We start from the raw sequence: 22,352 nt of genomic DNA on the forward strand, positions 1-22,352 counted from the left end.
CATACAATACGCATAGGTTGCCATCATGAGAAACGCATATAGTACGCAAGCACCCAAAAAAGCCACGAACTTAAGTTTAAACAGTGAGTTACTCGCTGAGGCTAAACGCCTAAATATAAACCTTTCAGCAACAATGGAAAAGGCACTTGAAAAAGAAGTAAGCCAACGCCTTAAAGCTGAATGGTTGGAGCAAAATGCTGATGCCATTAACGCCTGTAACGAGCTAACTGAAAACCACGGGCTATTTTCCGATTCTTACCGAGTATTCTAATGTCACAATTTTCACTATACAAAAACAACGATAAGAGCACTGCAACTGCGTACCCATACTTTGTCGACGTTCAAAGTGAATTGCTAGACACATTGAACACTCGATTAGTGATTCCGTTGACACCTATAGAGTTATTAGAGAAAAAAGCGCCAAGTCACCTATGCCCAATAATCCATATTGATGGAGGTGACTTCGTAATTCTGACTCATCAAATGGCAAGTGTACCAATAAAAATTCTACAAGAACCTGTAAACGATCTAAGCACTTTTCGAGACGAGATCATCTCTGCTATCGACTTTCTGATCACTGGCATATAACGCCCAATTAAGGGGTGAGTAACGCAATATAGAAGTCGCCGCAGACCACCTTAAACACTAAAATCAACGCATAGTGAAAATGCCACGCGTTGCGAATCCCTCTTAAACAGTTTGTTATACGCCGTGCGCTAAACGTTATTGTTACTAGAACTATTATATGAGTACATTCGAACTTCGTCCCTCGGGAACCAACCAAGCTTTTCGTAAAACTGCTGGGCGTTTACGTTTTCGTTGTACACAAACAAATGAGTTTTTGGAACCCCAACATTAGCTAACGCACTGATAGCCTGGCTGACCAGTTTACGACCTAAGTTCTTACCACGAAAGTTCGTAGATACAGCTAGGTGTTGCAGATAACCTCGACGACCGTCAGTACCGACTAGTACCGCGCCGACAATTTCGTTGGCTGACACTGCGACGAAACTTAAATTTGGATTGCGAATTAGGTAGTTATTGATGCTTTCTTTAGAGTCTGCATCTCGAAGGCTCATACCCTCAGTTTGTCCCCAAAGCCTGATCACGTCATCATAGTCCGCAATGTCCATTTCACGAATTTTTATCACATATCTCTCCTTGCGTATAACGCCCGCTTAAGTGGTGAGCAACGGAATACCTAAGCTTCCGCATACCACCTTAACCACTAAAACCAACGCATAGTGAAAATGCCACGCGTTGCGAATCACTCTTAAACAGTTTGTATGTTTATTTTTCCACCGATTCTACCTTTTCGTTACCTGTTACTTCAGGTTGAACGACGGGGTCTATTGGATGATATGGAGGCAAATAGGTTATGTGCATTGGTAACGAACGCTTGCCTTCTAAAACAGCTAACACGCCTTCACGGACTTTGTTCTGTTCATTTTCGACACGCCCATGCGCTATAGGGCTGTAACAATCTCTTTTAAGCTGGACTTCATCGAAGTCATAACCTAATGACTGAGCCATAGCGTAAAGAAGGCTTGTAAATAAATCATTGCTCCGCTCACCCCACGCATCGAGCCTTTCATCAGGAACGCTATTATTTAAATGATCGTTATATATTTTCCAAGCATTCGTAACTTTTTTATCAGCTTCGGACTGCCAACGTTTCCCAAACACAGATTTCCCGTAGAATTCAAGATCTATCATATTTAGTGCAGAAACATGAGCTCCAGATAATCTCGTTGCACGCGTTTCCATTAGAGTGTGAAACAATTGAAGTTTTCTTCTTTTTCGTTCGGTTATATTTTCAATTACTTTCTGAGCTTGGACTGCCAATATTGGACCGACAATAACCGCCCCGACTGTAATCCAATCTTTGATATCCATGTTTAATTCCATATTTTCCTCGATAAACATAACGCCATGTTAAGGGGTGAGCAACGCAATACCGGGGTTGCAGCAAACCACCTTAATCACAAAAATCAACGCATAGTGAAAATGCCACTCGTTGCGAATCCCTCTTGAACATTTTGTTATGTGAATTTATGCGTCTGATATATAAACACTTACTTCACGATCTTTACCTTGCATGCGGTTTGTCTGATCGCCCACGTATTTTACACCGAGCTTTTCAATGACTGATTTTGAACGATCATTTCCAACTAAATGCATTACTTTTAACCTTGTTAATCCATAATGATTCTTTGAAAATGAAATCAGAGCCTTAGATGCTTCTGTTGCATAACCACAGCCCCAGTAAGGAACGCCCAACCAATAGCCCAGAATACCCAAACCATTTTCCAGTTTTGGAAAACTAATAGCACCAATAAGCTCAGAACTATCTTTTAGGACAATGGCATAGACAATACCTTTACCACTTACAAACAACTCAGCATGGGTACGAATCCAATTTTCAGCATCACAGACGCTATACGGATAAGGAATATTTGCCGTCATTTCTGATATCTGCTTGTCGCCAGCCAACTCTGAAACTCGCTCAGCGTCAGACATAGAAAACGGTCGTAATATTAGTCTTTCACTTTCAATTGCTTGCTGCATAATTTCCCTATTCACATAACGCCGCGTTAAGGGGTGAACAACGCGACACCACCCAACTTAAACCATTGCGCCATAAACACAAAAGCTAACCTTTGAACCAAAACTGCCAAGCGTTGAGAATCCCTCTTAAACGCTTTGTTAGCCGTTTTATGCCAAGGATAGCCCGCCATCAACTACAAGCGTGTGACCAACGATGTAGCTAGCCTTGTCTGAGACCAGAAACTCAATAGCATTAACTATTTCGCCCGCATGACCAAAGCGTTTGATAGGCACAACTTCAGAAACTTCACTCCGAATGTTTGGTGAGTCCAATTGCTTGCTTTCCCACCTTGGTGTCCATGTCACACCTGGGGCTACCGCATTAATACGAACTCCAGAGCCAATACACTCTAAAGCAACAGAACGGGTTAACCCTTCAAGCGCGTGCTTGGACGCGCTGTACATTGAGGCATTAGGTGTCGGTCTTAAACCATTCACAGAGCTGACGTTAACAATGGAGGCCCCCGCATTCATCAGCTTTAACTCATGCCTTAAGCACAAGGCTTGAGACCAAAAATCGACATTTAATGTTTCCTGTAAGCATAAGACGTCGACTTCTTTAAATTGACCACCGGATACCAAAGCCGGTGATGCATTATTCACTGCGATATCCAAGAAACCGTATTGATTCTTGATATAGTCGAATAGCTTTTCAAGCTCAGACTCTGAGGAAATATCTACAATTTGATAGTCCACAACGCTTAATTGTGGAAATTCATTCAGCGCCTCCAACCATGACTGTTTAGAACGAGAGCAGGTTATCACCTGATAGCCCAAGTCCACGAATCGAAGAACAGTTTCCAGCCCTATTCCTTTAGAGCCTCCGGTGACCAATGCTACTTTCAATTTAGACTCCTTTCCTTGTTTCACTGTCTGACGGCTAACGCCCAATTAAGGTGTGAGGCACGCAATAACAATGCCGCCGCATACCGCCTTAATCGCTAAAATCAACGCATGGTAAAAATGCCACGCGTGCCGAATCACTCTTAAATTGTTTGTTATGCCGATACTACCAGCTGCCACATAACTGGCTCTCACAAGGGGTGCCATCACGGTCGCCGTCTATTTTAACGTTCGGGCAATTTGACAAATAAAACTTAGCTTCGTCACAAGACACCATTTCGCTACAGTACGTTTTACCTTGACAACTAAAACCCATATTCTCATACGCTGGGTTCAGCTTAGGTTCGATAAGAAATACGTATAATCCAGCACCTAATAAACCTAAGATAACTGCTGATATTACAACTGAAAGAGGGTTTGTTTTTTGTGGTTCCACTCCGATTAAACGAGCACTTGCCGCACTTAATTTAGGCCGATTATTTGCCAGGTGAAACTCTACATGATCACCTACTTGTGGGCGGCGGTAGCCTTTTGGAAACTTGGATATATGAACAAAAACGTCGCCATCAAGTTCGTCAGATTTAATGAACCCAAATCCGCGTTCATCAACCCAGCGAAGAATCTTCCCTTTCATATATTCTCCCGTTTTCACATTAAGGCATAACGCCGCGTTAAGTGGTGAACAACGCTAAACACCCTACTTAAACCATTGTGCCTTAAACACTTAATTTGACTAGAACTGAATTCGCCAAGCGTTGTGAATCCGTCTTGAACGCTTTGTTATGTTTCGTAGCCCAAGATTTCGATACCCTTCTCAGTCCTCACTATCGGAAATACACCAACCTTACAGAGTTCCATCAGAAACCTCTCTAAATTCAGGTCACGGTATGTAGTAGGAGCATTTTCATAAGGCTGATATGAATAAGTTCTTGGGATAAATATACGTTCAATGTGCTTGTACTCGACAGGTCCACCACAGCCTTTAACGGGATCATCAATTGCCGAATCCCACACCTGTTGGTTACTAGGAGCATGACCAAAGAAAACTTTTTCAGTATCCGTAAAATGATACTCAATACCAGAAAAATCTGCTCCATGCTCTGCCATTGTAAGAAAGAACTTCTTCCATTTATGGTTGGACATTAAACGCACTGAGTATCTCTGTCTCAGAGCTTTATCATTGTGAGCTTTCATTTGAACCTTCTAGAAACATAACGCTTTGCTAAGGTGTGAGTAACGCAATACAAAAGCTACCGCACGACGCCTTAATCACTGAAGACACCGCATACCAAAAATGCCACGCGTTACGAATCACTCTTAAGCAACTTGTTAGTACGCTGCCCGTGAACATTTGGCACATGCCAAGATATTGAAATATAGCACGAAACTAATGGCTTAAAATGCTGAAGCTAAAGGGACAACTGCCAAACTAGAACTCACTCTCAAAACGCAAGTTGGGGAGAAGAAAAATATGCTTAACTGCCCTATTGTCGCCGTTTTCAAATTTGCAAAGGATACAGGCTGCAGAACTAAACGGCAGCGCCAAAGAAACTCAGTGTTTGACGAGAATTTCCCAGCACCAAAGAAGCCACACCAGAGAAATAGCCCAAAAGTTAGAAACCGTAAACGGTGAAATCAACGCGAACACAACTCATATAGTGCCACCGGAAAGAACGTGAAAGGCACCATTATTCAGGTGTAAAGCTGGGAAAAGAAACCAATAAACACCGAATTTTTAACCTTTGATGCCCATCCAGTACTAACGCCCGCTTAAGTGGTGAGCAACGCAATACCGATGTTTCGGCATACCACCTAAATCACTATATTTGCCGCAAACCACAAATGCCACGCGTTGCGAATCCGTCTTAAAGCGTTTGTTAGGCTTCTAGCTCACGATATAGCACTAAGCAATTGTATTCTTTGTCGAATTCTATTTCTTGATCGAAAGCTCGAATTTGCGTAAAACCTTGTCTGTACCAGAACCTAAAAGCAGAAATGTTTTCTGCATAAACATTTAAACCTACGTTTTGTAGATTTGCGTACTCACAGGCTACGGCGATAACACTACTAACTATTTCTGAACCCAAGCCTTTACCTTTAAAACTCGGTAGAATTGTTAACATAGGAAGCCAAAGTGTGCCAGTTGACGGAGCATGAAACTCCATCTGTATGTAACCAACCACTTGACCTTTCTTTGTGCTAATTTTTCTTAGGTAAAATGCACCTTGCTCGTCAGATAATTTTGACTTGTTGCTTTCAGCTATTAATTTTTCATACTCGGTGATAGACCATTCCCTGAACGTTGGGTCCATTGCTTTTACATTTAAGTTACTGTCAAAAATTGACTTGGCTAGCTCCGCCTCATCACTTGAAAACTCAGTGAAAACCAAATTTTTGGATTCCCATTGTGGTATTAACACTAACAACTTCCTCCTTGAAGCCTAACGCCGCGTTAAGTGGTGAACAACGCAAACCACCAAGCCTAAACTATTGTACCTTAAACACTAAACTCAACTTGAACTGAAATCGCCACGCGTTGTGAATCCGTCTTAAACGCTTTGTTAGCCCAATGACTCAACTACTCGCTATACTGAATTACGACTTACATAGATTTTCATTTTTAGCATAAACATGCCAGCTGCTTTTAGCAGACGTACGAGATTCATTTGTGCATTGAATATAATTAGCTTGGTCGATCTTATACCCTAAGTACAAACGGTTGAAAAATGCTAACGCTGCTACAATAACAGTGACAACTATAATAATTTTCCACCATCCTCCGTAAGAAAAACGATCTCTAGTTGGATAGAACAACTGATGACAACACACAAAAGCTAAACCCAACATAATTACTGGTCCCGCAATCAAAGCCATATAGTTTAAGTATGAAATTAGCCTTATACGATCAGGCAATGTCACATAAGGTTGTATTATTTCTCGAAACAATCCCAACCATACGCAAAGAGCCGCGAACAACAATCCACCGATAACACCTGAAACTCGAATTACCGACATTTTCACTCAGCTACCTCCTTGAGCTTTTCAACTAAGGTATCAGAAACTCCATAGTTATTATCAGCTTCGTCCAGAAGCATACTCACAACAAAATTAACAGCTGCAAACGCTAGTCCTACGCCTAGAATTGGCGCGCCAACAGTACTGGCGGCGATAGCAGCGACCGTACCAACACCAGTAGCTACTAGACCTTTTGTAATATCAACGCCTGAACGACCAACAAAATCCTCCATTGTTTTTTCATCGTGCACATAAACATCAACGGCATTTATTGCAATAGCGAAGGTGATGTCGACAACCAACCCTACTTTCAACATGTTGCGTGCCATATTTTTTGTGCCCAAACCAAGCTGAACAACCTGAGGATTGTTTGCACGCCAATGGTTACCTTTAACGAGAGTTTTTAGGTGTTTTTTGTAACCTTTGATTATTACGTAGTCTTGACCATTGGCAGGTTTTACATAAGCCACTACACCCATACCACCTAACCCTTTAGCGAGTTGATAGGCATCCTTAGCATTTGCTGCACCATCCCAGATTTTTTTGGAGTTATCTAACGTATCTTTGCCGTTGTATTCCAACCATAAGTTATTGGCAAACTCTTCAGCTTCCTCTAGCGACATAACCGCTAGGTCAACAACCTTTTGGGTATACTCAACATCAAGTTGTTCACTTTTAGTAAAATCATACGGGGGCCAATAACCTGAACCTTGTGGAATTTGAGCGGTTTTCGAAGCAACAGCTTCGGTTACACTCGCTGAAGAATGCGCTTTTTGAGCTTTAGTTTGAATAGCAGCTTGAGATTCTGTTGAGGATGATGAAGCTGATAACGCAGACATTTCCGCAGGCTGATATACATCACCGATGTTCACTGTACCACTACCAATCGTTACCCCTCCGCAACTAATTGCGCCACCAGTAATGGCTGCTGGTTTACCATTTATTTTGACGGTTGATGAACCGGACGATATCGTACGTCCATGAGGGGGATGCTTGGGTTTATCGTGTGGAGCTAACGGGTCTCCAACCCTTGCAGCGGGTTGACCATCAAATTTCACATCAGGAGAGCCTGCCGTAACAGGAGTAGGTGGAAAACCATCATGGTCAGTACCTATATCGCCAACTTTAACGCTTTTAGACATAACGTTCGTCCTATCTTTATTTTGTCCGAAGATTATATCAATATGCACCACCATGAATAACAATCCACTATTCTAGTTTGTGAACTTACTCCAAAGTTTGCGATAGTGGGCTAACGCCTTGTTAAGGGGTGAGCAACGCTACACCGATGCTAACATTACCACCTAAATCACTTACACTAACGCATGCCGAAAATGCCACGCGTTGCGAATCCCTCTTGAACAATTTGTTATGCTCGTTCTTTTAGGGATTTCACAAGACTTACAAGAGCTAAAACTTCGGGGGTTTTAAAACGGTCAAGTTTTGGTAATACATAACTATCATTCACCGTTTTTAAAGTGATCTCTTTGATAACTGCGCCGTCCTTTAAGTAAGTTGCATCAAACGATTCAACATCACATACACTCAAGTGCCAAAGTGCACTGCTTCCCAGTCTAAGAGTAATACGCCCATCTAGAACCTCGATGCTATAAAGGCTATTTTTATCTGGAAATTTTTGCTGCAATAATAAGCTAATTACGGCTATCGCGCTCAAACCTAGCGCAACAAATAAGCTTCCTGATGCAATAGAAATACCGATAATACCTATAGTGCCGATTAAAAATGCACCTTTATTTAAAGCTTTCTCTTTTTCCCTGAGATACAAAACTTCCTCCTAGAGCATAACGCCGCATTAAGGTGTCAGCAGCACTTGGCTATACTTGAGTGAAGCGAAAGCGCCAAGCGTTGCGAATCACTCTTAAGAATTACCAGACACGACTCATTAGGTCTCACCAACTCTCACAAAACCACCTAACCACTTGATTTAAAATAACATAACACTCTTTCATGGTCACATTCTCTCACTACATCTCACAGCTCTAGCACCCCCTTGCGTACCCCAAAATCGATTGATAAGTTGAAGGGGAACAAACAAATAAACAGGAGGATAGCAGCATGGCTATCAATAAATTAACAAATACACAAATCAAGAATGCAGCGAAAAGTGACAAGGAATATTCACTATCAGATGGTGGAAATCTCTACCTAAGAATACGTAAAAACGGCTCTAAAAACTGGTTATTTATCTACACAGACTTTAGCACTAAAAAGCGTAAAAAAATGGGGCTTGGCTCATTCCCTAATATGACGCTGGACGAAGTACGCAAGGTCGCGAAAGAGCTTCGTAAACAAATGGCAAAAGGTATTGACCCAAAACTGTTTCGTGAAAAGCAAAAGTTAGACCGTGTGGTTGAAAGCCAATTGACCTTTAAAGCGGTCGCAGAAAAGATGCTTCTGAAAGAAGAAATTCAAGAGACCACTAACCGAGAAAAGCTGATTGTCGAAGAACGTGAGAGAGCTAGAATTTATGGCACGGCATTCGGGCAAGATGAAATCGACCGCATCACCAACAAAGTACGCTCATCACATCGCAAGCGTCTTTTCTTAAAACGTAACCTATATCCTAAACTAGGCAACCTCCCCCTAACCTATATCACTGCCGCTGGAGTCATTTCGGTCATCGAACCTATGCAGACTAAAGGACAATTAGAAAATGTAAAACGTGCATGCTGTATTGCCAATCAAGTGATGAAATTCGCGGTAAACTCAAACATCATTAAATTTAATTGCTTAGCCGACATTAAAGACAACTTTGCCAAATCAAAAGTCACTCACATGCTCAAAGTACCGCCAAACGAACTTGGTGAAGTGATGGCTATCATGTCAAACAACCAAATGAAACCCGTCACCCGTTGCGCGTTCGAAATGCAAATGCACACGATGGCTCGCGCAGATGAACTCGCTGCCATGCGCTGGTGTGATATCAACGTTAAGAATAAACTTTGGACAATCCCAGCTTTCTACACTAAAAGCAAACGTGAGCATTTAGTGCCGCTGAATGACTACACGTTAGGGATATTAGAGTTCATTCGACCAATATCAGGAGAGCACGTCCACGTATTTCCATCTGACAAGCCTAATACCAAATTCCCGCACATAAGTCCTTACGCCGTGAATTCATCACTCAACCTCACTAGTTTGAAAGGCAGGCTCGTCAGTCATGGGTTTAGGGGCATTGCTAGCACGTATCTCAATGAACACAAACAATTCCGTGAAGATGCCATTGAAATGTGTCTTGCTCATTTAGATAAGAACACCACTCGAGCTTCATACAACAGTGCGTTGTATCTCGATGAACGATACGAAATTCTTCAATTCTGGAGTGATTATATTGTGAAATCGACAGGCAACTACTATTCGATTGCAGGACAATATCAAGCGGAGAATAAACAGAGCGCATAACCAGCGCTTCAGTATGCATTACCACTGAGCCTGAATGGCTTAACACCACTTAACTCACCGTCAATTATGACACCCTCAACCAGTTTAGGGTGCAGCTTTCTGCATCCTAAATTCAGCCAAGAAGGAATCACGCCTATGCCAAATTCGAACTTACATCAAGCTCACTTAAGCCCATTTAAGGTAAAACCCATCAGCGAACATCCTCGCTTTGGTGAAATGCAAGCACTGCGCCGTCTACGTCGAAAAGGCCGCCCAACCGTCACTCATCAAACTGAAAACATCGGAATAAAGCAACACCGTCAGCTTAGCGCCCATCATATCTCCACCAATCAGCATGGCATTTATCAAGTCAAAATCACACCGCCATTATCCTTAAGAATCTCAGGCCACACTAGGTCTCATTATTTTGTGGCACTGAAAACAGATGAACCGCAACATGCCATAAGCAGAGCGAAAGCAGTGCGCTTACAAGCTAAGTGCTTTTTCCAAAACAACCCCCATGCCCTTCCCGACTCTCTGTCATTGAGTCAGCAATTATTAGTGCAAATCCACTTAGTGGCTAAACATTTTCCTGTGGTTCGTGTTTACAAACACAAACCGACAAAAGACGATTTCCCAACCTTGCCCCCTCTAGACTTGAGCAATGCAGAAGAGGAACTCCGTCTTCCATACTTCAACTTGTTAAGTGAATTGATGGAAGAGCGTGCTCATTCAGGGATGTCTCGATTCAAACTCAATCAGATTGCAGATTACCTTCATCAGTTTTTACGCTTCGTTGACGACAAGCACTCCAGCAGCAAAGAAACGTTATACATACAGACGCGAGACATTCGTCAATATCGCGAGTCACTCCGCCAATCTAACGTATGCCACAAAGAGCAAAAACAGCGTATTGACGCCATTCGTTTTTACTTCCGCTGGCTGACCTATCGAGGCTATTACGCTACCCCAAGACTGACACGTCCTCTTTTCTCTTAATTAGGAGCTTAACCATGATGATGACTAACCCTATACGCCTCAGCGTAATCTCTGCACTCGATGAAGGCTTGGCTTACTCCAGCTCCGATTACTTTGCTCCACTTCTGATGCAAGGTATCAGCGCTGTGGACATCGGTCTAATTGAACTGGTCACCACGATTTTGCGCAGTGAACCTTATCTCAATGAAACCGACCTGCTCGAGCGTGGTGTGAGCCAAAAACAAATCCAACGGACGTTGGGTGGTTTTGACAACTTCAAGCAACTGTTGAAGATTGATGATTATTGTTTTAGCGATTTACTACGAGATAACAAATGGGATATTAGCCACGGCATTACGCTCTCGTACTTCCAATATCAGAAATTTTATCAAGATATACGACGAGATTACATTCAAGGGCATATTGCTAACATGCATCCCAACCTGTCGGTATTACTCAATGATGATTACCCTATTCACTCTATTCCTATCACCCGAAGCCATTATGCCACCGTTCCTGCTACGGACACCGAAGCAGCGGCGGTGAGTTTTGCTTTATTGTTTCGAGACTACGAGTTTATTGAGTATGACGAACCGAAATCACTCCTGACCTTACGAGCGCATCGCCGCGATAGAGCCGCAGTTATCGAGGTACGTTGCCTGGCTTCTCAGTTTTGCCAGAACACCGCCGCTGGGATTTGTGTGGTGGATGATGCACAAGCAATGACCAAACTCAGAAATCAGAGAAAAATTCTTGATTTTAAAACCCTGATTGAGCGAAATACACGTAACACCATAATACCAACTTAGGTGCCTTGAACGCCTCAAACATCTTATTCAAATTAGAGATACAGCTTTCTTGCAAGAAAGCTGTTTAACTCTCTTTTGGACAGAAACAATTTAGGCATTCCACTCTAAATTGTTTTGCGGTGGTGCTCATTACCGGACAAGTGAGAATGGACTATACTTTAAACTCAAGAAAGGAGGCATGAAGAATATATATGAATGAAGCTTTAGACTTTCTAAGTTCTGAAGATGTGCGAAAAGTAATAACTTGGCTAGCCGGTGGCATCGCCACTATTATTTCGGCTTTGTGGGTCGCATTTAAATTTTTTATAACAAAACGAGACAAGAGTCCGAATGACGAAAGAACTAATAAGGGTAGTATTCACATTGTTAGTGCCGACAATAAAGGTGTGGCAATAGGAAGAGACCAGCATAATGGATTAAAAGGAATATACGTTGTAATTATTATTGCTCTTATATGTATGGTTATTTTTGCGTCTTTTAGTGAGATAGGTAAAAATGTCATCAGTAATATATTAGGTAATAAAGAAAAAATAGAATCCTATAGCTTAAATATTCCTTGTTATTGGTATGGTGAAGAATCTTATAGTATTAATGAAAAGGAATTTAATGATATAAATGAATTTTTTGAATTCTCAATGTATAACAGTGGTGCCGTAATTTATTTATCTCTAACTTTAACTAAACAATGTAACGCCTGTGGTTGTATGCGCGCTGATCAAGATAACCTTCCCGATAACTATTTAGATTGGCGAGAAAACAAAAATTTTTGGGCAATTCTCGAAGTAGACCCCATTTATGTTTTAGAACATAGAAAGAATAACCTAAATCAATATTACAAGGAAGAGTTAATTAATGGTCTGGTGTTAGCCCTTTACTCCAGTGACTATGCAGTTGGACACTTTATATCGATACCTAGGTACAGATACTTGAATGATCAACATTACGAGTATGAAACTAATAGTGATTTTTATTTTTCTGTAAATGGACTCTTCAAGGTTTTATACTCATTTCCTACAGGTAGTAGGTCCGTTATTTTAGAAACCATTACACCTACTCCAATACAGCTAAAGCAGCTCAAATGTATGCGGATCATGAAAGATATTACTAAAGATCAGAATATTGGCTTTTGGAAAAAACTATATTTAGGATGCTAAAGTAAGACGTTACAATCTTTAGTTAATACATAGTTTCTCACAACGATAATATACTTGGCTGAATCGCTACTTATTAAACTGACGTTTTGAGTTAGATAAACTAAGCAAAAACAAAACTCTAAAACATGCTTAGAGTAATAGTACTAACACACCTTGGGGCAAAAGTAATTCACGAAACAGGTTGTTTCGCAATTGTGCAAGAACCTCTTGCAAAATTGGATACTAGAGCTTTGTCCAACAGCCTGTTGGACAATTGGAAGCATGTAGGAGTAGTTGCTAATTAACTAATCCTATGGATTTTACTATGGATCATGAAACGTTTTGGGGCATAGGCTCGTTACAGCTACCGAGGACGCAATGACTAAGTGTTTCTTAGAGCTGGAAAGCAACCGAGAAGGATCCCTTCCTAGTTGCCAGCACGAAAAGGGGCAAGCCTTTGTTAACTAGGTCTCGCCAGCACGCTGATGGACAGAAATGAGCTAGTGACCTTGAATGATTAAACCCTACCGACTGTGATGATGTGGGAATTCCGATCAAAAGATATAAAGATAAGCTCTTCAAACACTTTTAAGATAACTGAAAGACGTGATCTAGAAGGTGCGAGATTCATCTTATTTGGCAAGTACTTCTGGAACACTCAGAAAATCATTGAATTATGGAATGCAGACAGGATTTTTATCTCGGTAGATGAAGACTAAAACACATTGGTCTGAACCTGTAGTTCAGAACCCCCTAGTAACGCTGAAGATAAGCCAGCAACTGCACCAAGTTTTTTCAGAGATTTAGATGATTTCTTCATGCTCGATTCCTTCTTGGTTGTAGTTGATGTTGAAGTGCCTTCTCTTTGGGTCTTGCTAGTCAATGGGTAGCTTGCTGTCAGACAAGCCTCTGCTTTTACGTAGTCAGTGATTTCGTAAGTGGCACAGATGCGACCATCGGTAGCGCTTTCAGACCAATATGCTCTAGTCGACTACGTTAACTATATCACACTTTTATGAATTATAAACAAATTCATTGGCTTATTAGCGTGAACTAAGAACGCGCCGCTCAGGCGCTGATTTTGTCATTTGCCCATCACTAGTTCAAGTATTTCGAAATCACGTGTTCAAATCTGAGTAACCAGCGATGCCGACACATTTTTGGGCAAAAATAAACTGGTCGCGTAACCATCGATTTGCTAACTCGATGATGATTGTGAGAGAACAACTTAGTTATACAGTTGGCTTTGTTTTATAGGATTTTACCAATCATCAGGGTCAAGAAGCTTTGCCTGTTCACGGCTTACAGCTTTGTCTTGAATATGTAGCTCAAGATCTAGTGATGACAGCAGACGCATCAGACTTTCGATACTCGACGAGGCAGGAGCACGTTCAAGTTTTGATACCGTGGTCTGTTTTAGACCAACAATATCGCCGACTTTGGTTTGGTTGCGCCTTTGATTCCTGCGAACATCACGCAAGTATATTCCCAGTTGCTTCGGACTTGTTATGAGCATATCTGCCTCAAATGTAAATTAACCCCTACAGAGGATATTAGCACTTTAACCCTTCAAGGGGTTAAAGTTAATTTTACCCGCGTACAGGGGTAATCAGTCATAGCTAGGATTAAGAGGTTTAGTTGACTAGGTAAGAACATTAGAAAACACAAGAGCTTGATATATAGGCTTTCAAAGAGATGGAATTTAACCCTCACCACTCCATACACTTAAGATACTGATAAATAATCAGTTTTCTCATAACCAGCCCACTTAAATGACGCAATGAGTCAATTGAGTGAGGCAATGTATCAGTATATAAAGTCACCATTCTGTCTACTATGGTCGTGTTTGCGCTACCAATCGCTTTGTAGTGCTTTGAGATCAGTCTTGAAACAAAGCTTGCTCTGTGGGCATCAGTGACGATGCCACCTTGATTCTCAAAGCTGGCATTGATAAGAGCCTTAACCATGTCTATCGACCCTACGTTACAGTTAGGCTTGGAAAATCTCTTGGTGTGGGGATGATATGACCCACGTAGTGTTTCTTGTTCATATCTTCCATCAGCAACAAAATGAAGTAAGTCAAAACGCTCGACAGGCTAATGTGTTGGGTCTCTATTCAGGCAGGACGCACAATAGACTCAAGAGATGGACGTGAATGTCGGAAGACAAAAATATTTAGTATTTTCAAACACACTTTGGGACACGTATGCGCTAGCTATTTATAACACTTTTAAAATTGAGAAACGTCCCTAGAGCAATATCATCAGTTAGATGTCCGCTAATTCTCTGTACATAAACTGAGTGTCTGACCAGAGCTTAACCAAGCTCAAGTACAACTCTTCAAGCATTACGGTAAACTACAAAAAATTTTCGAGACAAATAGTAAATATACTGGCTTACGTGCAATGACTTTATGGACACTTACTACGAATCCAATTGCCCGTCTCTTTAACAAAGAGATCGAGGTAACAGTGGACGATAATGGGATTCATGTTGCTCAAGGAGGAGAAGATGCTCACTTTAACTGGGCGGAGCTTGATTATCCACCACACCTGTCACTCGCTATTGATGGCGGGTGCTTAGTCATAGTTTCACAAGAACAAACTTACCGTTATCGTATGCTGGGCTATCTTACACCGTTTAGGTATTCAAAACGACTTTTCCCATCTTGGGCAAATCAAAGTGCGAAGCGCCTGCAAGATTTTCTCAGTGATGCATACCTTCAATGCACATCAAGATTTCTGAGAGACTCTTCTGTTGAGATAATTAGAACAACTGCCAGTAATGAATTAAAGCGTTGGAAAGGTTGGGACAAAGTACAAGGTATCTCAGAACTAGCTCAAATCACAGCATCGCAACTTACTAATATCAGTAGTTGGAGCGCTTCGGATGTCCAAAAAATACGAAGTCGGTATGTGCAAAAGCAGCTCGCTCAATACAAGTCGTTCTTTGATTGTGTGGAATCCAACCCGCTAACTGATAAACAGAGAATCGCTTGCGTTACCGATAATGACAACAACCTCCTATTAGCTGGTGCAGGTACAGGCAAAACCAGTGTCATGGTAGGAAGAACAGGTTACCTCATCAAAAGTCGACAAGCTAATCCTAGCGATATCTTGTTATTAGCTTATGGCCGCATCGCAGCCCAAGAGATGGATGAGAGAATCAAAGACAAGTTAGGTTTTGAGGACGTGAAAGCTAGTACCTTTCATAGTATTGGCGTAAGGATTATCTCATCCGTTGAAGGTAAGGCACCGAGTCTGTCTAAGCTCGAAGACAGCGCCAAGATGAAAGCCAAATGGATGCACGATGAAGTCGAGGCCTTGATGTCTGCCAGCAGTTACAAAAAGGCATTACTCGATTACTTTAGCTCCTACTACTACGTAGATAAAAACCCTTGGGATTTTGAGTCCCGCGGCTCATATCTCAAATATCTCAATGATAACGACATTCGTTCTATGCGAGGCGAGCAAGTTAAAAGCTATGGCGAGCTAGTTATTGCCAACTGGTTGTTTCGTAAAGGTATCAACTACGAGTATGAGGCTAAATATCGCTTCGACGTTGCAACAGCGGAATATCGCCAGTATGAGCCAGATTTCTATCTCCCAGACTATGATATTTATATCGAATACTACGGCATTGATGAAAACGGTAACACCGCACCGTACATAGACAGAGAGAGTTATCATGCAGGTATCAAATGGAAGCGTGAAACCCATAAGAAATATGGGACAGGTTACATCGAGTTTTTTTACCACCAACACAAGAAAGGCACCCTACTCACAGCACTAGAAAAGGAGTTAGATAAGCATGGTGTGGAAACTCAACCAGTTTCCGAGAGTGCTTTGTTAGACAGCTTGGAGCAGATGGGTCGGGTAACTGAGCTAGCTAAGCTACTCGGTGCGCTAGTTGATATGTATAAAGCAGCATGCCTTGATGACGCTGGCGTAAACAAAATCATCAAAGAATCGATTGATTCGAAGCAAACAGCAAAAGCGCTTGAGTTATTAATGCCGCTGTATCACAGCTATGAGAAGTACCTGCGAGACCATCAAGTTATCGACTTTAACGATATGATTGGAAAAGCGTTAAAGTATGTACAAACAGGTCAATTCCAGTCTCCTTGGAAATATCTGTTAGTCGATGAATTTCAAGATATTTCAGAACCGAGAGCCAGGCTTGTTAAGGCTCTTAGGGATAGTGTGCAACGCTCATCACTGTTTTGCGTTGGTGATGACTGGCAAGCGATATATCGCTTTAGCGGTGCCGATGTGCGTCTTACCACAGCGTTTTCCAACTACTTTGGCTCTACATCTGAAACCACCTTAGATATGACCTTCCGATTCAATAGCTCAATTGGTGATGTCGCAACTCGATTTGTCACACAAAACCCCGTTCAGTTAAAGAAAGACATAGTTTCACTTGTTAAAGTAGATAAACCTGCGGTGAGTATCGTTCGTCATGGAAAAGATGAACAAGGAATCTCGGCATTAGAAAAGGCGCTCATTTCGATATCTAATCAATTGCTCGCATCTCAGAAACCGAGCAAGAACAAGGTATACTTGCTTGCCCGCTACTGGCACCAACTCCCTGATTTACACCAGCTAAGGACTTTGAAGCATCAGTTCCCGACTTTGAACATAGAGAATCAATCTTTCCACGCCTCCAAGGGGAAAGAAGCTGAGTATGTAATTGTACTGGGGCTTACCACTGGTAAGCATGGATTTCCCTCAGAGAAACAAACTCCACCGTTAGTGGATGCATTATTGCCACAGGGAGATAGATTCGAACATGCTGAAGAACGCCGCTTGTTCTATGTTGCTCTCACTCGTGCAAAACACAGAGCTTATTTGCTTGTTGATATGATGGATGCTAGTGATTTTGTTACCGAGCTGATTAAAGCTAAGTACCCTATAGAAACCAACGAATTTGATGTTTCTCTTATTCAAAAAGAATCCGATAAAATTTCTTGCCATCAATGCGGTGAAGGCACTTTACGCCCCAAGTCAGGTCAGTATGGTAAATTTCTGTCTTGTTCTCTCTATCCACGCTGTAAGAACAAGGAAACACCATGCAGCAAATGTGGCAGCCCGATGAGCCGAGGTATTAAGAGCGGGTTCCAAGTCTGTATAGATAAGAGTTGTAATGATGAACGTCCAATATGTAAAAACTGCGGTGGTGAGATGAAGCTTTGGGAAGGTAAGTATGGCAATTTCTGGGGATGTTCTACTTACCGAAAAGGGACTACGAATACCTGCACATACAAGAAAAAAGGATAGACAAATCGTAACTGAACTAATATACACAAGGAATCATTACTAAAATTTGGTCAACTTAAAACCATCAGACCTCACATATGAAACTCTGATAACTTGGCATGAATATGTCATACAAGACAAACGCAGTTGCGGCATCCCATGAAGAACTTGGAAAAAAACAACGCCATTATGAATAATAGCGTTGTTAAGTACGGCCTCAGTTTCATCAAGACGTGGTAGCAACCACTTTATATCACTTATTTTCAGATAGCTTTAAAGTGGTAATGAGGCTCTTTCTCAGAAAAATGGATGAGCACTTGCTCTGCCACCTCAAAGCGAAACACTGTCCCAGATTTGGCTTGAGTCACCCAATTTTTCTTACTACCACCGCTTGTGAAGCCGCCCGCTACGACACCCACCCCTTCTTCAACTCTTGCTCCTGAATCACGGTCAAATGCGCGTGCGACTGGGTAACCAAGGCAACACAGTGTCCCCTTTTCTTCGTACACATCATAGTCATCATGAATCGTCACTTCGACGGGTACGAGAGAGGAATTGAAAATATAAGCCAGTTCATCAACCTTTTCTTCGATAAGGCCGCTAAAAACCCAACACTCACTGGACTTATCCCATTGTCCACCCAGAGCGCGGCATTTATCAACGAGATAAGTATTGTAAGTGCTGTTTAAAGTAATAAAACCAGACTCATTTTGCTCCTCAATCGAGGATTTAAGTTTGAATATGAGGTCGGTTCCATACTTTGAACGAATAGAGATGTCTTCGACATCCAGCAGTTGCGTACCGATTGAGAGATTCTGGGACAGCTCATCGATTAAGATTCTGCACTTGTAGCCGTTAAGCGATGCAGCAAAATACTTTCGATTTTTCTTTAAGACGTTAAACTCTTTCATGTTTCCTCCGAAGTAATAATGAGTGACAACGTAATAACTTTTATTGATGGCTTTCAGCCACTTATCTTGTTTTTATCGTTATTATTTTTGCTGTTATATTATTATTCAGAGCTTTCAAAGAGCAGATCGATTTGGAAGCCTTATCAAGCTAACTTAGCCTGCGCTTTAATGTCAAGAGTTTTTTGTCCTCCTCAGATTGAGCGCAAAAGTCGTTGAAAATCTTGCAATTACCACTGAAGTTGAGCAAGCTCTGTGCAACGTATGCACAGAACTAAAAGATAGATTATTGAAAGTTCATGTACTGCAATAACGGATTCGCTTGTTTAAGCGCTTGTCGCTGCGCAAGAAGCTCAGATACAACTCGCTTTTTATCTTCTCCCAAAGCGCATGCAATAAGAAACGCATCGACTTCATGCGACATGAATCCCACAGCCTTGGGACCCAGTTGCACTGCGGGCGGAAATGTGCCATCGTTTATACGTCTGTGAAGCGTGGCTTGGGATAAGCCAACGCGTTTTAAAACATCGACTTTTTTTTCTATTTTTAATTGGTTAATTGGGTGTATAAGCGTCATTGGACGCCTCCGTTTATTCTTTTTTTATGACTACAGGAGTCGTTGCAAATATAATATTCGTATTTAGAAGTAAAAAGCAATCACTTTTTCGCATTAATTTCACAAAGTGAAATATACAAAACCTATATATTTAAAAACGCAAAAAATATACACACACCATATATTTAATATCATACAATATAACCAAGCGAAGTAATCAAAATAAATAAATGATAAGTGCATCCTTTATTTTCATTTAACTCAACCATCAAAAATACACTTCCTTTTTTATTACTTCTTAACTTAAATTATATAACATCTGTCCCGACAACTACCTACTGACTTTCAGTGAGATGGCGTAAAAGCGGATGAAAGCGGCTGAGACGTAGTGAGAGTGCGGCGCAAATTCCTTGTCGCAAAAGTCACTTTCGATGCCGTAACGCGCACTTTCCCTGTCGCATGCGACAGATTCCCAATCATATTCCCCAGTTACACTCCATATTACACCTGCCATCACACAAAATATATTCTACTTATTTTAAATAAGCACATTTAATATTATAAATTATATTGTTATAATAAAAATAGATAGAACAAAAATAGTAACAAGCTGATATCGCTCGTTCTTATTTGTTCCAAATAAACGCACGAAAACTTGCCCTACTTAGTAGGGTTGCGATAACAGCCTTCGGCGTTATCGCTAAAAACAATACACTCTAAATAATTAAAATAATAAATAGAGAATTAAAAAATGGACATTAATATAAATACAGTCGCAGCGGCTATTATTCGCTGCACCTCCAGAAAACAAAAGCAACATCTAACATCATGGATGGAATATCATGACTATTCCGTTGATGAATTAACGGCCCTACTCCCAGGGGTTTTACCTTCCCCAATTGAATCAGGTGTCAGTATCAAGGAGCAGCAAGCATTTATCACGACATTTGCTCATACCCTATTCATCCTCCAACATCCTCAAACGTCTTCCAATCAAGATGAACTTTTGCAGGTAAAAGCCCTCATTCGTACCGTTAAAGCCAATTTCAAGAAACAACGAAAAACTGACAAAGAGCTGTATTGCAGAGCAGTAAAAACCAATCTAACAGAAAGCGAATACCAACAGTTTCTTGAAGTCATGCATAGCTATAACTATAAATCCGCTAGTCGGTTCCTGAGAGATGTCATAACTCAAAAACTCACAATCAAACCTCAACAAAGTTCAGAAATTACCGATTACTTCAAGCAAACTAAATGTATCGCGAATGTAATGGAATCACTCATTGAACAAGATAACCCCCTTTACGACCATGAAACTGCCCGCCAACTGGGTGATGCTCTATATGAACTAAAGCAGAATTTACAACTCATCCGAAACCTCGCTATCGATGCACATAATTCTCAAACTGCCGAGCTGTTAGCAATGCAATTTCTGGATAGCCGTGCCTTACGTGAGCTTTACCGTCGCAAACTTGAACAAGAGAACGCCAGTGATGATATTTGAGGAATTGAAATGTAAGAATGATAAACAAACGGTGCATGATGCTACGCAGTTAGTTCAATATAGCGCCAAGCAAAATGACGACGTCACGCTGTTGGTCGAGTATTCTTCAAGTCACTCCAAGGGTGACGAACTCGGGGGAACATCGCAGTTTATCTGCGCCAACGAAATCGCTTCGGTTCCCCTGAATGCAAGAAACCAAGATGCCCGAGACATTGATTGGAGCCGTGCGATTGCTGAACTACAAAGCGCTCACCTAGCTAACCCTAATACGAAACAACCCTTCCGCCATTTTGTTGTCTCCCTCGCAGAGGGGGAACAGTTACCCCTAACCAAATGGCGAAACACGATTAAGAAGCTGATGGACCATTTAGGATATGAGCATGCTCGTTATATCGTTTTTAAGCACTCCGATACCGACAATGAACACGTCCATATTGTAGCGTCTACAACTGATTTACTTACTGGAAAAATCATTTCTAACTGGCAATCGCACCTCAAAGCCCAAGAAATCATGAGGGAGCAAGAAGTTACGCTAGGGTTACAAGCATTACAAAGCTCACGGGAACTCCACTCAAGTTACGACACTGATGTACAAGGCGAAAAAGAGAAAACGGTGATTCGTATGATGAGAAGAAAAGTTGATACTGCAATTCGTACTTTGCGGCCCTCTTGCTCGTTGACTCTGTTTGAAACGGCATTGCTCAAACAAGGAATTGAAATAGAGCTAATACCAGACAAAACAAACTCTCGATTTAAAGGTATTGCTTATCGATTTCATCAATATCGCTTTGCAGCATCCTCGCTACGAAGTGGCAATAAGTATACATTAGGTAAACTGATTCAAAATGGCGTACTGAACGCTTCATGCCTTGAAAGCACCAATTACAACAAGTGCAAAATTGAAGTGGATCAAGCCATCATTCATTTTGAGACGATTCGGAAACAGGCGATTGAACACGCTGATAAACTCAAGAAACAACTAGAGGAATACGAGCATCAGCAGTATCGTTACCTGCTGTTCTCGTTTTCTCGTGCTCATGAAGCTGCTCAGCAATCACAAATGGAGTATTGGTTTGAATATGCAAAGCGTATACGTTCAACCCGTGACAAAGCGATTGTAAGAGCTATTTATGAGTGTGAACGGGGGATTTACACTGCATCCAGTATGATAAGCAACTTGTTTTATCATCTAATACTGACTGTCTTCGAGTATTCTTTTCAAAATAAGTTTAACCTCTCGATTACACCTTTGGATGAACTGGCAACAACTCAGCATGAAAAGAACCCTATCGTTCAACAGACATTCGGTAGTTAGAAAAGTGAGGCTCAGAGAGCCTCA

22 protein-coding genes and 1 pseudogene are annotated in these 22,352 nt (G+C 41.4%); 9 read left to right on the forward strand and 14 right to left on the reverse strand.

The genetic code is table 11. The features are described 5' to 3' along the window. The first annotated feature begins 25 nt into the window (after positions 1 to 25). Both WJM94_RS04105 and WJM94_RS04110 read left to right on the forward strand, forming a co-directional pair. A complete protein-coding gene (locus WJM94_RS04105; RefSeq protein ID WP_017420672.1) occupies positions 26 to 271 on the forward strand; it encodes a type II toxin-antitoxin system CcdA family antitoxin in 246 nt (81 codons plus the stop codon). Next, positions 271 to 588 carry a CcdB family protein gene (locus tag WJM94_RS04110; protein WP_444492952.1) on the forward strand — a complete coding sequence of 106 codons (318 nt, stop codon included), beginning with the start codon at positions 271 to 273 and terminating at the stop codon, positions 586 to 588. The genes WJM94_RS04105 and WJM94_RS04110 overlap by 1 nt, the downstream gene beginning before the upstream one ends. A gap of 128 nt (positions 589 to 716) precedes the next feature. Here the strand turns inward: WJM94_RS04110 and WJM94_RS04115 are convergent, their stop codons facing one another. From WJM94_RS04115 to WJM94_RS04160, 10 genes and pseudogenes are all read right to left on the reverse strand, one after another. Continuing rightward, positions 717 to 1,151 (reverse strand): GNAT family N-acetyltransferase, encoded by a 435-nt coding sequence (locus WJM94_RS04115; RefSeq protein WP_444492953.1) that lies wholly within the window; start codon positions 1,149 to 1,151, stop codon positions 717 to 719. Positions 1,152 to 1,290: 139 nt separating this feature from the next. After that, entirely contained in the window at positions 1,291 to 1,896 is a 606-nt protein-coding gene (locus tag WJM94_RS04120; RefSeq protein ID WP_444492954.1) for a DUF6680 family protein, read from the reverse strand. Positions 1,897 to 2,052: 156 nt separating this feature from the next. After that, on the reverse strand, positions 2,053 to 2,568 hold the full coding sequence (locus WJM94_RS04125; protein ID WP_444492955.1) for a GNAT family N-acetyltransferase: 516 nt from the start codon (positions 2,566 to 2,568) through the stop codon (positions 2,053 to 2,055). A gap of 147 nt (positions 2,569 to 2,715) precedes the next feature. Further along, positions 2,716 to 3,453 (reverse strand): SDR family NAD(P)-dependent oxidoreductase, encoded by a 738-nt coding sequence (locus WJM94_RS04130; RefSeq protein WP_444492956.1) that lies wholly within the window; start codon positions 3,451 to 3,453, stop codon positions 2,716 to 2,718. Positions 3,454 to 3,616: 163 nt separating this feature from the next. Further along, positions 3,617 to 4,084, reverse strand: a complete 468-nt coding sequence (locus tag WJM94_RS04135) for a cold shock domain-containing protein (RefSeq protein ID WP_140051497.1) — start codon at positions 4,082 to 4,084, stop codon at positions 3,617 to 3,619. 146 nt (positions 4,085 to 4,230) lie between these two features. Next, entirely contained in the window at positions 4,231 to 4,593 is a 363-nt protein-coding gene (locus WJM94_RS04140; RefSeq protein ID WP_444492957.1) for a hypothetical protein, read from the reverse strand. 734 nt (positions 4,594 to 5,327) lie between these two features. After that, on the reverse strand, positions 5,328 to 5,870 hold the full coding sequence (locus WJM94_RS04145) for a GNAT family N-acetyltransferase (protein WP_193268671.1): 543 nt from the start codon (positions 5,868 to 5,870) through the stop codon (positions 5,328 to 5,330). Between the two features lie 175 nt (positions 5,871 to 6,045). Beyond that, positions 6,046 to 6,465 carry a DUF1240 domain-containing protein gene (locus WJM94_RS04150; RefSeq protein WP_444493007.1) on the reverse strand — a complete coding sequence of 140 codons (420 nt, stop codon included), beginning with the start codon at positions 6,463 to 6,465 and terminating at the stop codon, positions 6,046 to 6,048. A gap of 860 nt (positions 6,466 to 7,325) precedes the next feature. After that, positions 7,326 to 7,607, reverse strand: a pseudogene (locus tag WJM94_RS04155) (type VI secretion system PAAR protein); the annotation flags it as partial. 227 nt (positions 7,608 to 7,834) lie between these two features. Then, the gene (locus tag WJM94_RS04160) at positions 7,835 to 8,251 is read right to left on the reverse strand and encodes a hypothetical protein (protein WP_444492958.1); all 417 of its coding nucleotides are present in this window, start codon (positions 8,249 to 8,251) and stop codon (positions 7,835 to 7,837) included. A gap of 290 nt (positions 8,252 to 8,541) precedes the next feature. On the opposite strand from WJM94_RS04160, the gene WJM94_RS04165 reads away from it, so the two are divergent. The 4 genes from WJM94_RS04165 to WJM94_RS04180 all read left to right on the forward strand — a co-directional run bounded on the left by WJM94_RS04165 (position 8,542) and on the right by WJM94_RS04180 (position 12,808). After that, positions 8,542 to 9,888, forward strand: coding sequence for a tyrosine-type recombinase/integrase (locus WJM94_RS04165; RefSeq protein ID WP_444492959.1), 1,347 nt, complete (start codon positions 8,542 to 8,544; stop codon positions 9,886 to 9,888). A 135-nt stretch (positions 9,889 to 10,023) separates the two neighbouring features. Beyond that, complete coding sequence (locus WJM94_RS04170) at positions 10,024 to 10,866, forward strand: hypothetical protein (protein WP_444492960.1); 843 nt, start codon at positions 10,024 to 10,026, stop codon at positions 10,864 to 10,866. 14 nt (positions 10,867 to 10,880) lie between these two features. Continuing rightward, positions 10,881 to 11,654, forward strand: a complete 774-nt coding sequence (locus WJM94_RS04175) for a hypothetical protein (RefSeq protein WP_444492961.1) — start codon at positions 10,881 to 10,883, stop codon at positions 11,652 to 11,654. 191 nt (positions 11,655 to 11,845) lie between these two features. Next, positions 11,846 to 12,808, forward strand: a complete 963-nt coding sequence (locus tag WJM94_RS04180) for a hypothetical protein (protein ID WP_444492962.1) — start codon at positions 11,846 to 11,848, stop codon at positions 12,806 to 12,808. A gap of 1,240 nt (positions 12,809 to 14,048) precedes the next feature. Here the strand turns inward: WJM94_RS04180 and WJM94_RS04185 are convergent. Together WJM94_RS04185 and WJM94_RS04190 are read right to left on the reverse strand one after the other, a co-directional pair. Beyond that, the gene (locus WJM94_RS04185; protein ID WP_444492963.1) at positions 14,049 to 14,303 is read right to left on the reverse strand and encodes a helix-turn-helix domain-containing protein; all 255 of its coding nucleotides are present in this window, start codon (positions 14,301 to 14,303) and stop codon (positions 14,049 to 14,051) included. A gap of 193 nt (positions 14,304 to 14,496) precedes the next feature. Continuing rightward, positions 14,497 to 14,754 (reverse strand): hypothetical protein, encoded by a 258-nt coding sequence (locus WJM94_RS04190; RefSeq protein WP_444492964.1) that lies wholly within the window; start codon positions 14,752 to 14,754, stop codon positions 14,497 to 14,499. A gap of 438 nt (positions 14,755 to 15,192) precedes the next feature. Between WJM94_RS04190 and WJM94_RS04195 the strand changes: the two genes are divergently transcribed. Then, positions 15,193 to 18,066: a UvrD-helicase domain-containing protein gene (locus WJM94_RS04195; RefSeq protein ID WP_444492965.1), complete on the forward strand. Its 2,874-nt coding sequence runs from the start codon at positions 15,193 to 15,195 to the stop codon at positions 18,064 to 18,066. 242 nt (positions 18,067 to 18,308) lie between these two features. On the opposite strand, the gene WJM94_RS04200 is transcribed toward WJM94_RS04195, so the two are convergent. Together WJM94_RS04200 and WJM94_RS04205 are read right to left on the reverse strand one after the other, a co-directional pair. After that, positions 18,309 to 18,956 (reverse strand): hypothetical protein, encoded by a 648-nt coding sequence (locus WJM94_RS04200; RefSeq protein ID WP_025574277.1) that lies wholly within the window; start codon positions 18,954 to 18,956, stop codon positions 18,309 to 18,311. A 283-nt stretch (positions 18,957 to 19,239) separates the two neighbouring features. Next, entirely contained in the window at positions 19,240 to 19,530 is a 291-nt protein-coding gene (locus WJM94_RS04205; RefSeq protein WP_065871663.1) for a helix-turn-helix transcriptional regulator, read from the reverse strand. 730 nt (positions 19,531 to 20,260) lie between these two features. Here WJM94_RS04205 and WJM94_RS04210 point away from each other — a divergent pair. Together WJM94_RS04210 and WJM94_RS04215 are read left to right on the forward strand one after the other, a co-directional pair. Then, positions 20,261 to 21,013, forward strand: coding sequence for a chromosome segregation ATPase (locus WJM94_RS04210; RefSeq protein WP_444492966.1), 753 nt, complete (start codon positions 20,261 to 20,263; stop codon positions 21,011 to 21,013). Continuing rightward, complete coding sequence (locus tag WJM94_RS04215) at positions 21,003 to 22,328, forward strand: relaxase/mobilization nuclease domain-containing protein (RefSeq protein WP_444493008.1); 1,326 nt, start codon at positions 21,003 to 21,005, stop codon at positions 22,326 to 22,328. The genes WJM94_RS04210 and WJM94_RS04215 overlap by 11 nt, the downstream gene beginning before the upstream one ends. Positions 22,329 to 22,352 lie beyond the last annotated feature (24 nt).

The organism is Vibrio sp. YIC-376, assembly GCF_052353105.1.
In the GTDB taxonomy this organism is placed as follows: domain Bacteria; phylum Pseudomonadota; class Gammaproteobacteria; order Enterobacterales; family Vibrionaceae; genus Vibrio.

Bases quoted from the DNA above. Each gene is read 5' to 3' on its own strand.
- WJM94_RS04105 (WP_017420672.1), top strand. From the start codon at position 26: ATGAGAAACGCATATAGTACGCAAGCACCCAAAAAAGCCACGAACTTA.
- WJM94_RS04110 (WP_444492952.1), top strand. From the start codon at position 271: ATGTCACAATTTTCACTATACAAAAACAACGATAAGAGCACTGCAACT.
- WJM94_RS04120 (WP_444492954.1), bottom strand. From the start codon at position 1,896: ATGGATATCAAAGATTGGATTACAGTCGGGGCGGTTATTGTCGGTCCA.
- WJM94_RS04125 (WP_444492955.1), bottom strand. From the start codon at position 2,568: ATGCAGCAAGCAATTGAAAGTGAAAGACTAATATTACGACCGTTTTCT.
- WJM94_RS04135 (WP_140051497.1), bottom strand. From the start codon at position 4,084: ATGAAAGGGAAGATTCTTCGCTGGGTTGATGAACGCGGATTTGGGTTC.
- WJM94_RS04140 (WP_444492957.1), bottom strand. From the start codon at position 4,593: ATGTCCAACCATAAATGGAAGAAGTTCTTTCTTACAATGGCAGAGCAT.
- WJM94_RS04150 (WP_444493007.1), bottom strand. From the start codon at position 6,465: ATGTCGGTAATTCGAGTTTCAGGTGTTATCGGTGGATTGTTGTTCGCG.
- WJM94_RS04165 (WP_444492959.1), top strand. From the start codon at position 8,542: ATGGCTATCAATAAATTAACAAATACACAAATCAAGAATGCAGCGAAA.
- WJM94_RS04170 (WP_444492960.1), top strand. From the start codon at position 10,024: ATGCCAAATTCGAACTTACATCAAGCTCACTTAAGCCCATTTAAGGTA.
- WJM94_RS04175 (WP_444492961.1), top strand. From the start codon at position 10,881: ATGATGATGACTAACCCTATACGCCTCAGCGTAATCTCTGCACTCGAT.
- WJM94_RS04180 (WP_444492962.1), top strand. From the start codon at position 11,846: ATGAATGAAGCTTTAGACTTTCTAAGTTCTGAAGATGTGCGAAAAGTA.
- WJM94_RS04185 (WP_444492963.1), bottom strand. From the start codon at position 14,303: ATGCTCATAACAAGTCCGAAGCAACTGGGAATATACTTGCGTGATGTT.
- WJM94_RS04190 (WP_444492964.1), bottom strand. From the start codon at position 14,754: ATGGTTAAGGCTCTTATCAATGCCAGCTTTGAGAATCAAGGTGGCATC.
- WJM94_RS04195 (WP_444492965.1), top strand. From the start codon at position 15,193: ATGACTTTATGGACACTTACTACGAATCCAATTGCCCGTCTCTTTAAC.
- WJM94_RS04200 (WP_025574277.1), bottom strand. From the start codon at position 18,956: ATGAAAGAGTTTAACGTCTTAAAGAAAAATCGAAAGTATTTTGCTGCA.
- WJM94_RS04205 (WP_065871663.1), bottom strand. From the start codon at position 19,530: ATGACGCTTATACACCCAATTAACCAATTAAAAATAGAAAAAAAAGTC.
- WJM94_RS04210 (WP_444492966.1), top strand. From the start codon at position 20,261: ATGGACATTAATATAAATACAGTCGCAGCGGCTATTATTCGCTGCACC.
- WJM94_RS04215 (WP_444493008.1), top strand. From the start codon at position 21,003: ATGATATTTGAGGAATTGAAATGTAAGAATGATAAACAAACGGTGCAT.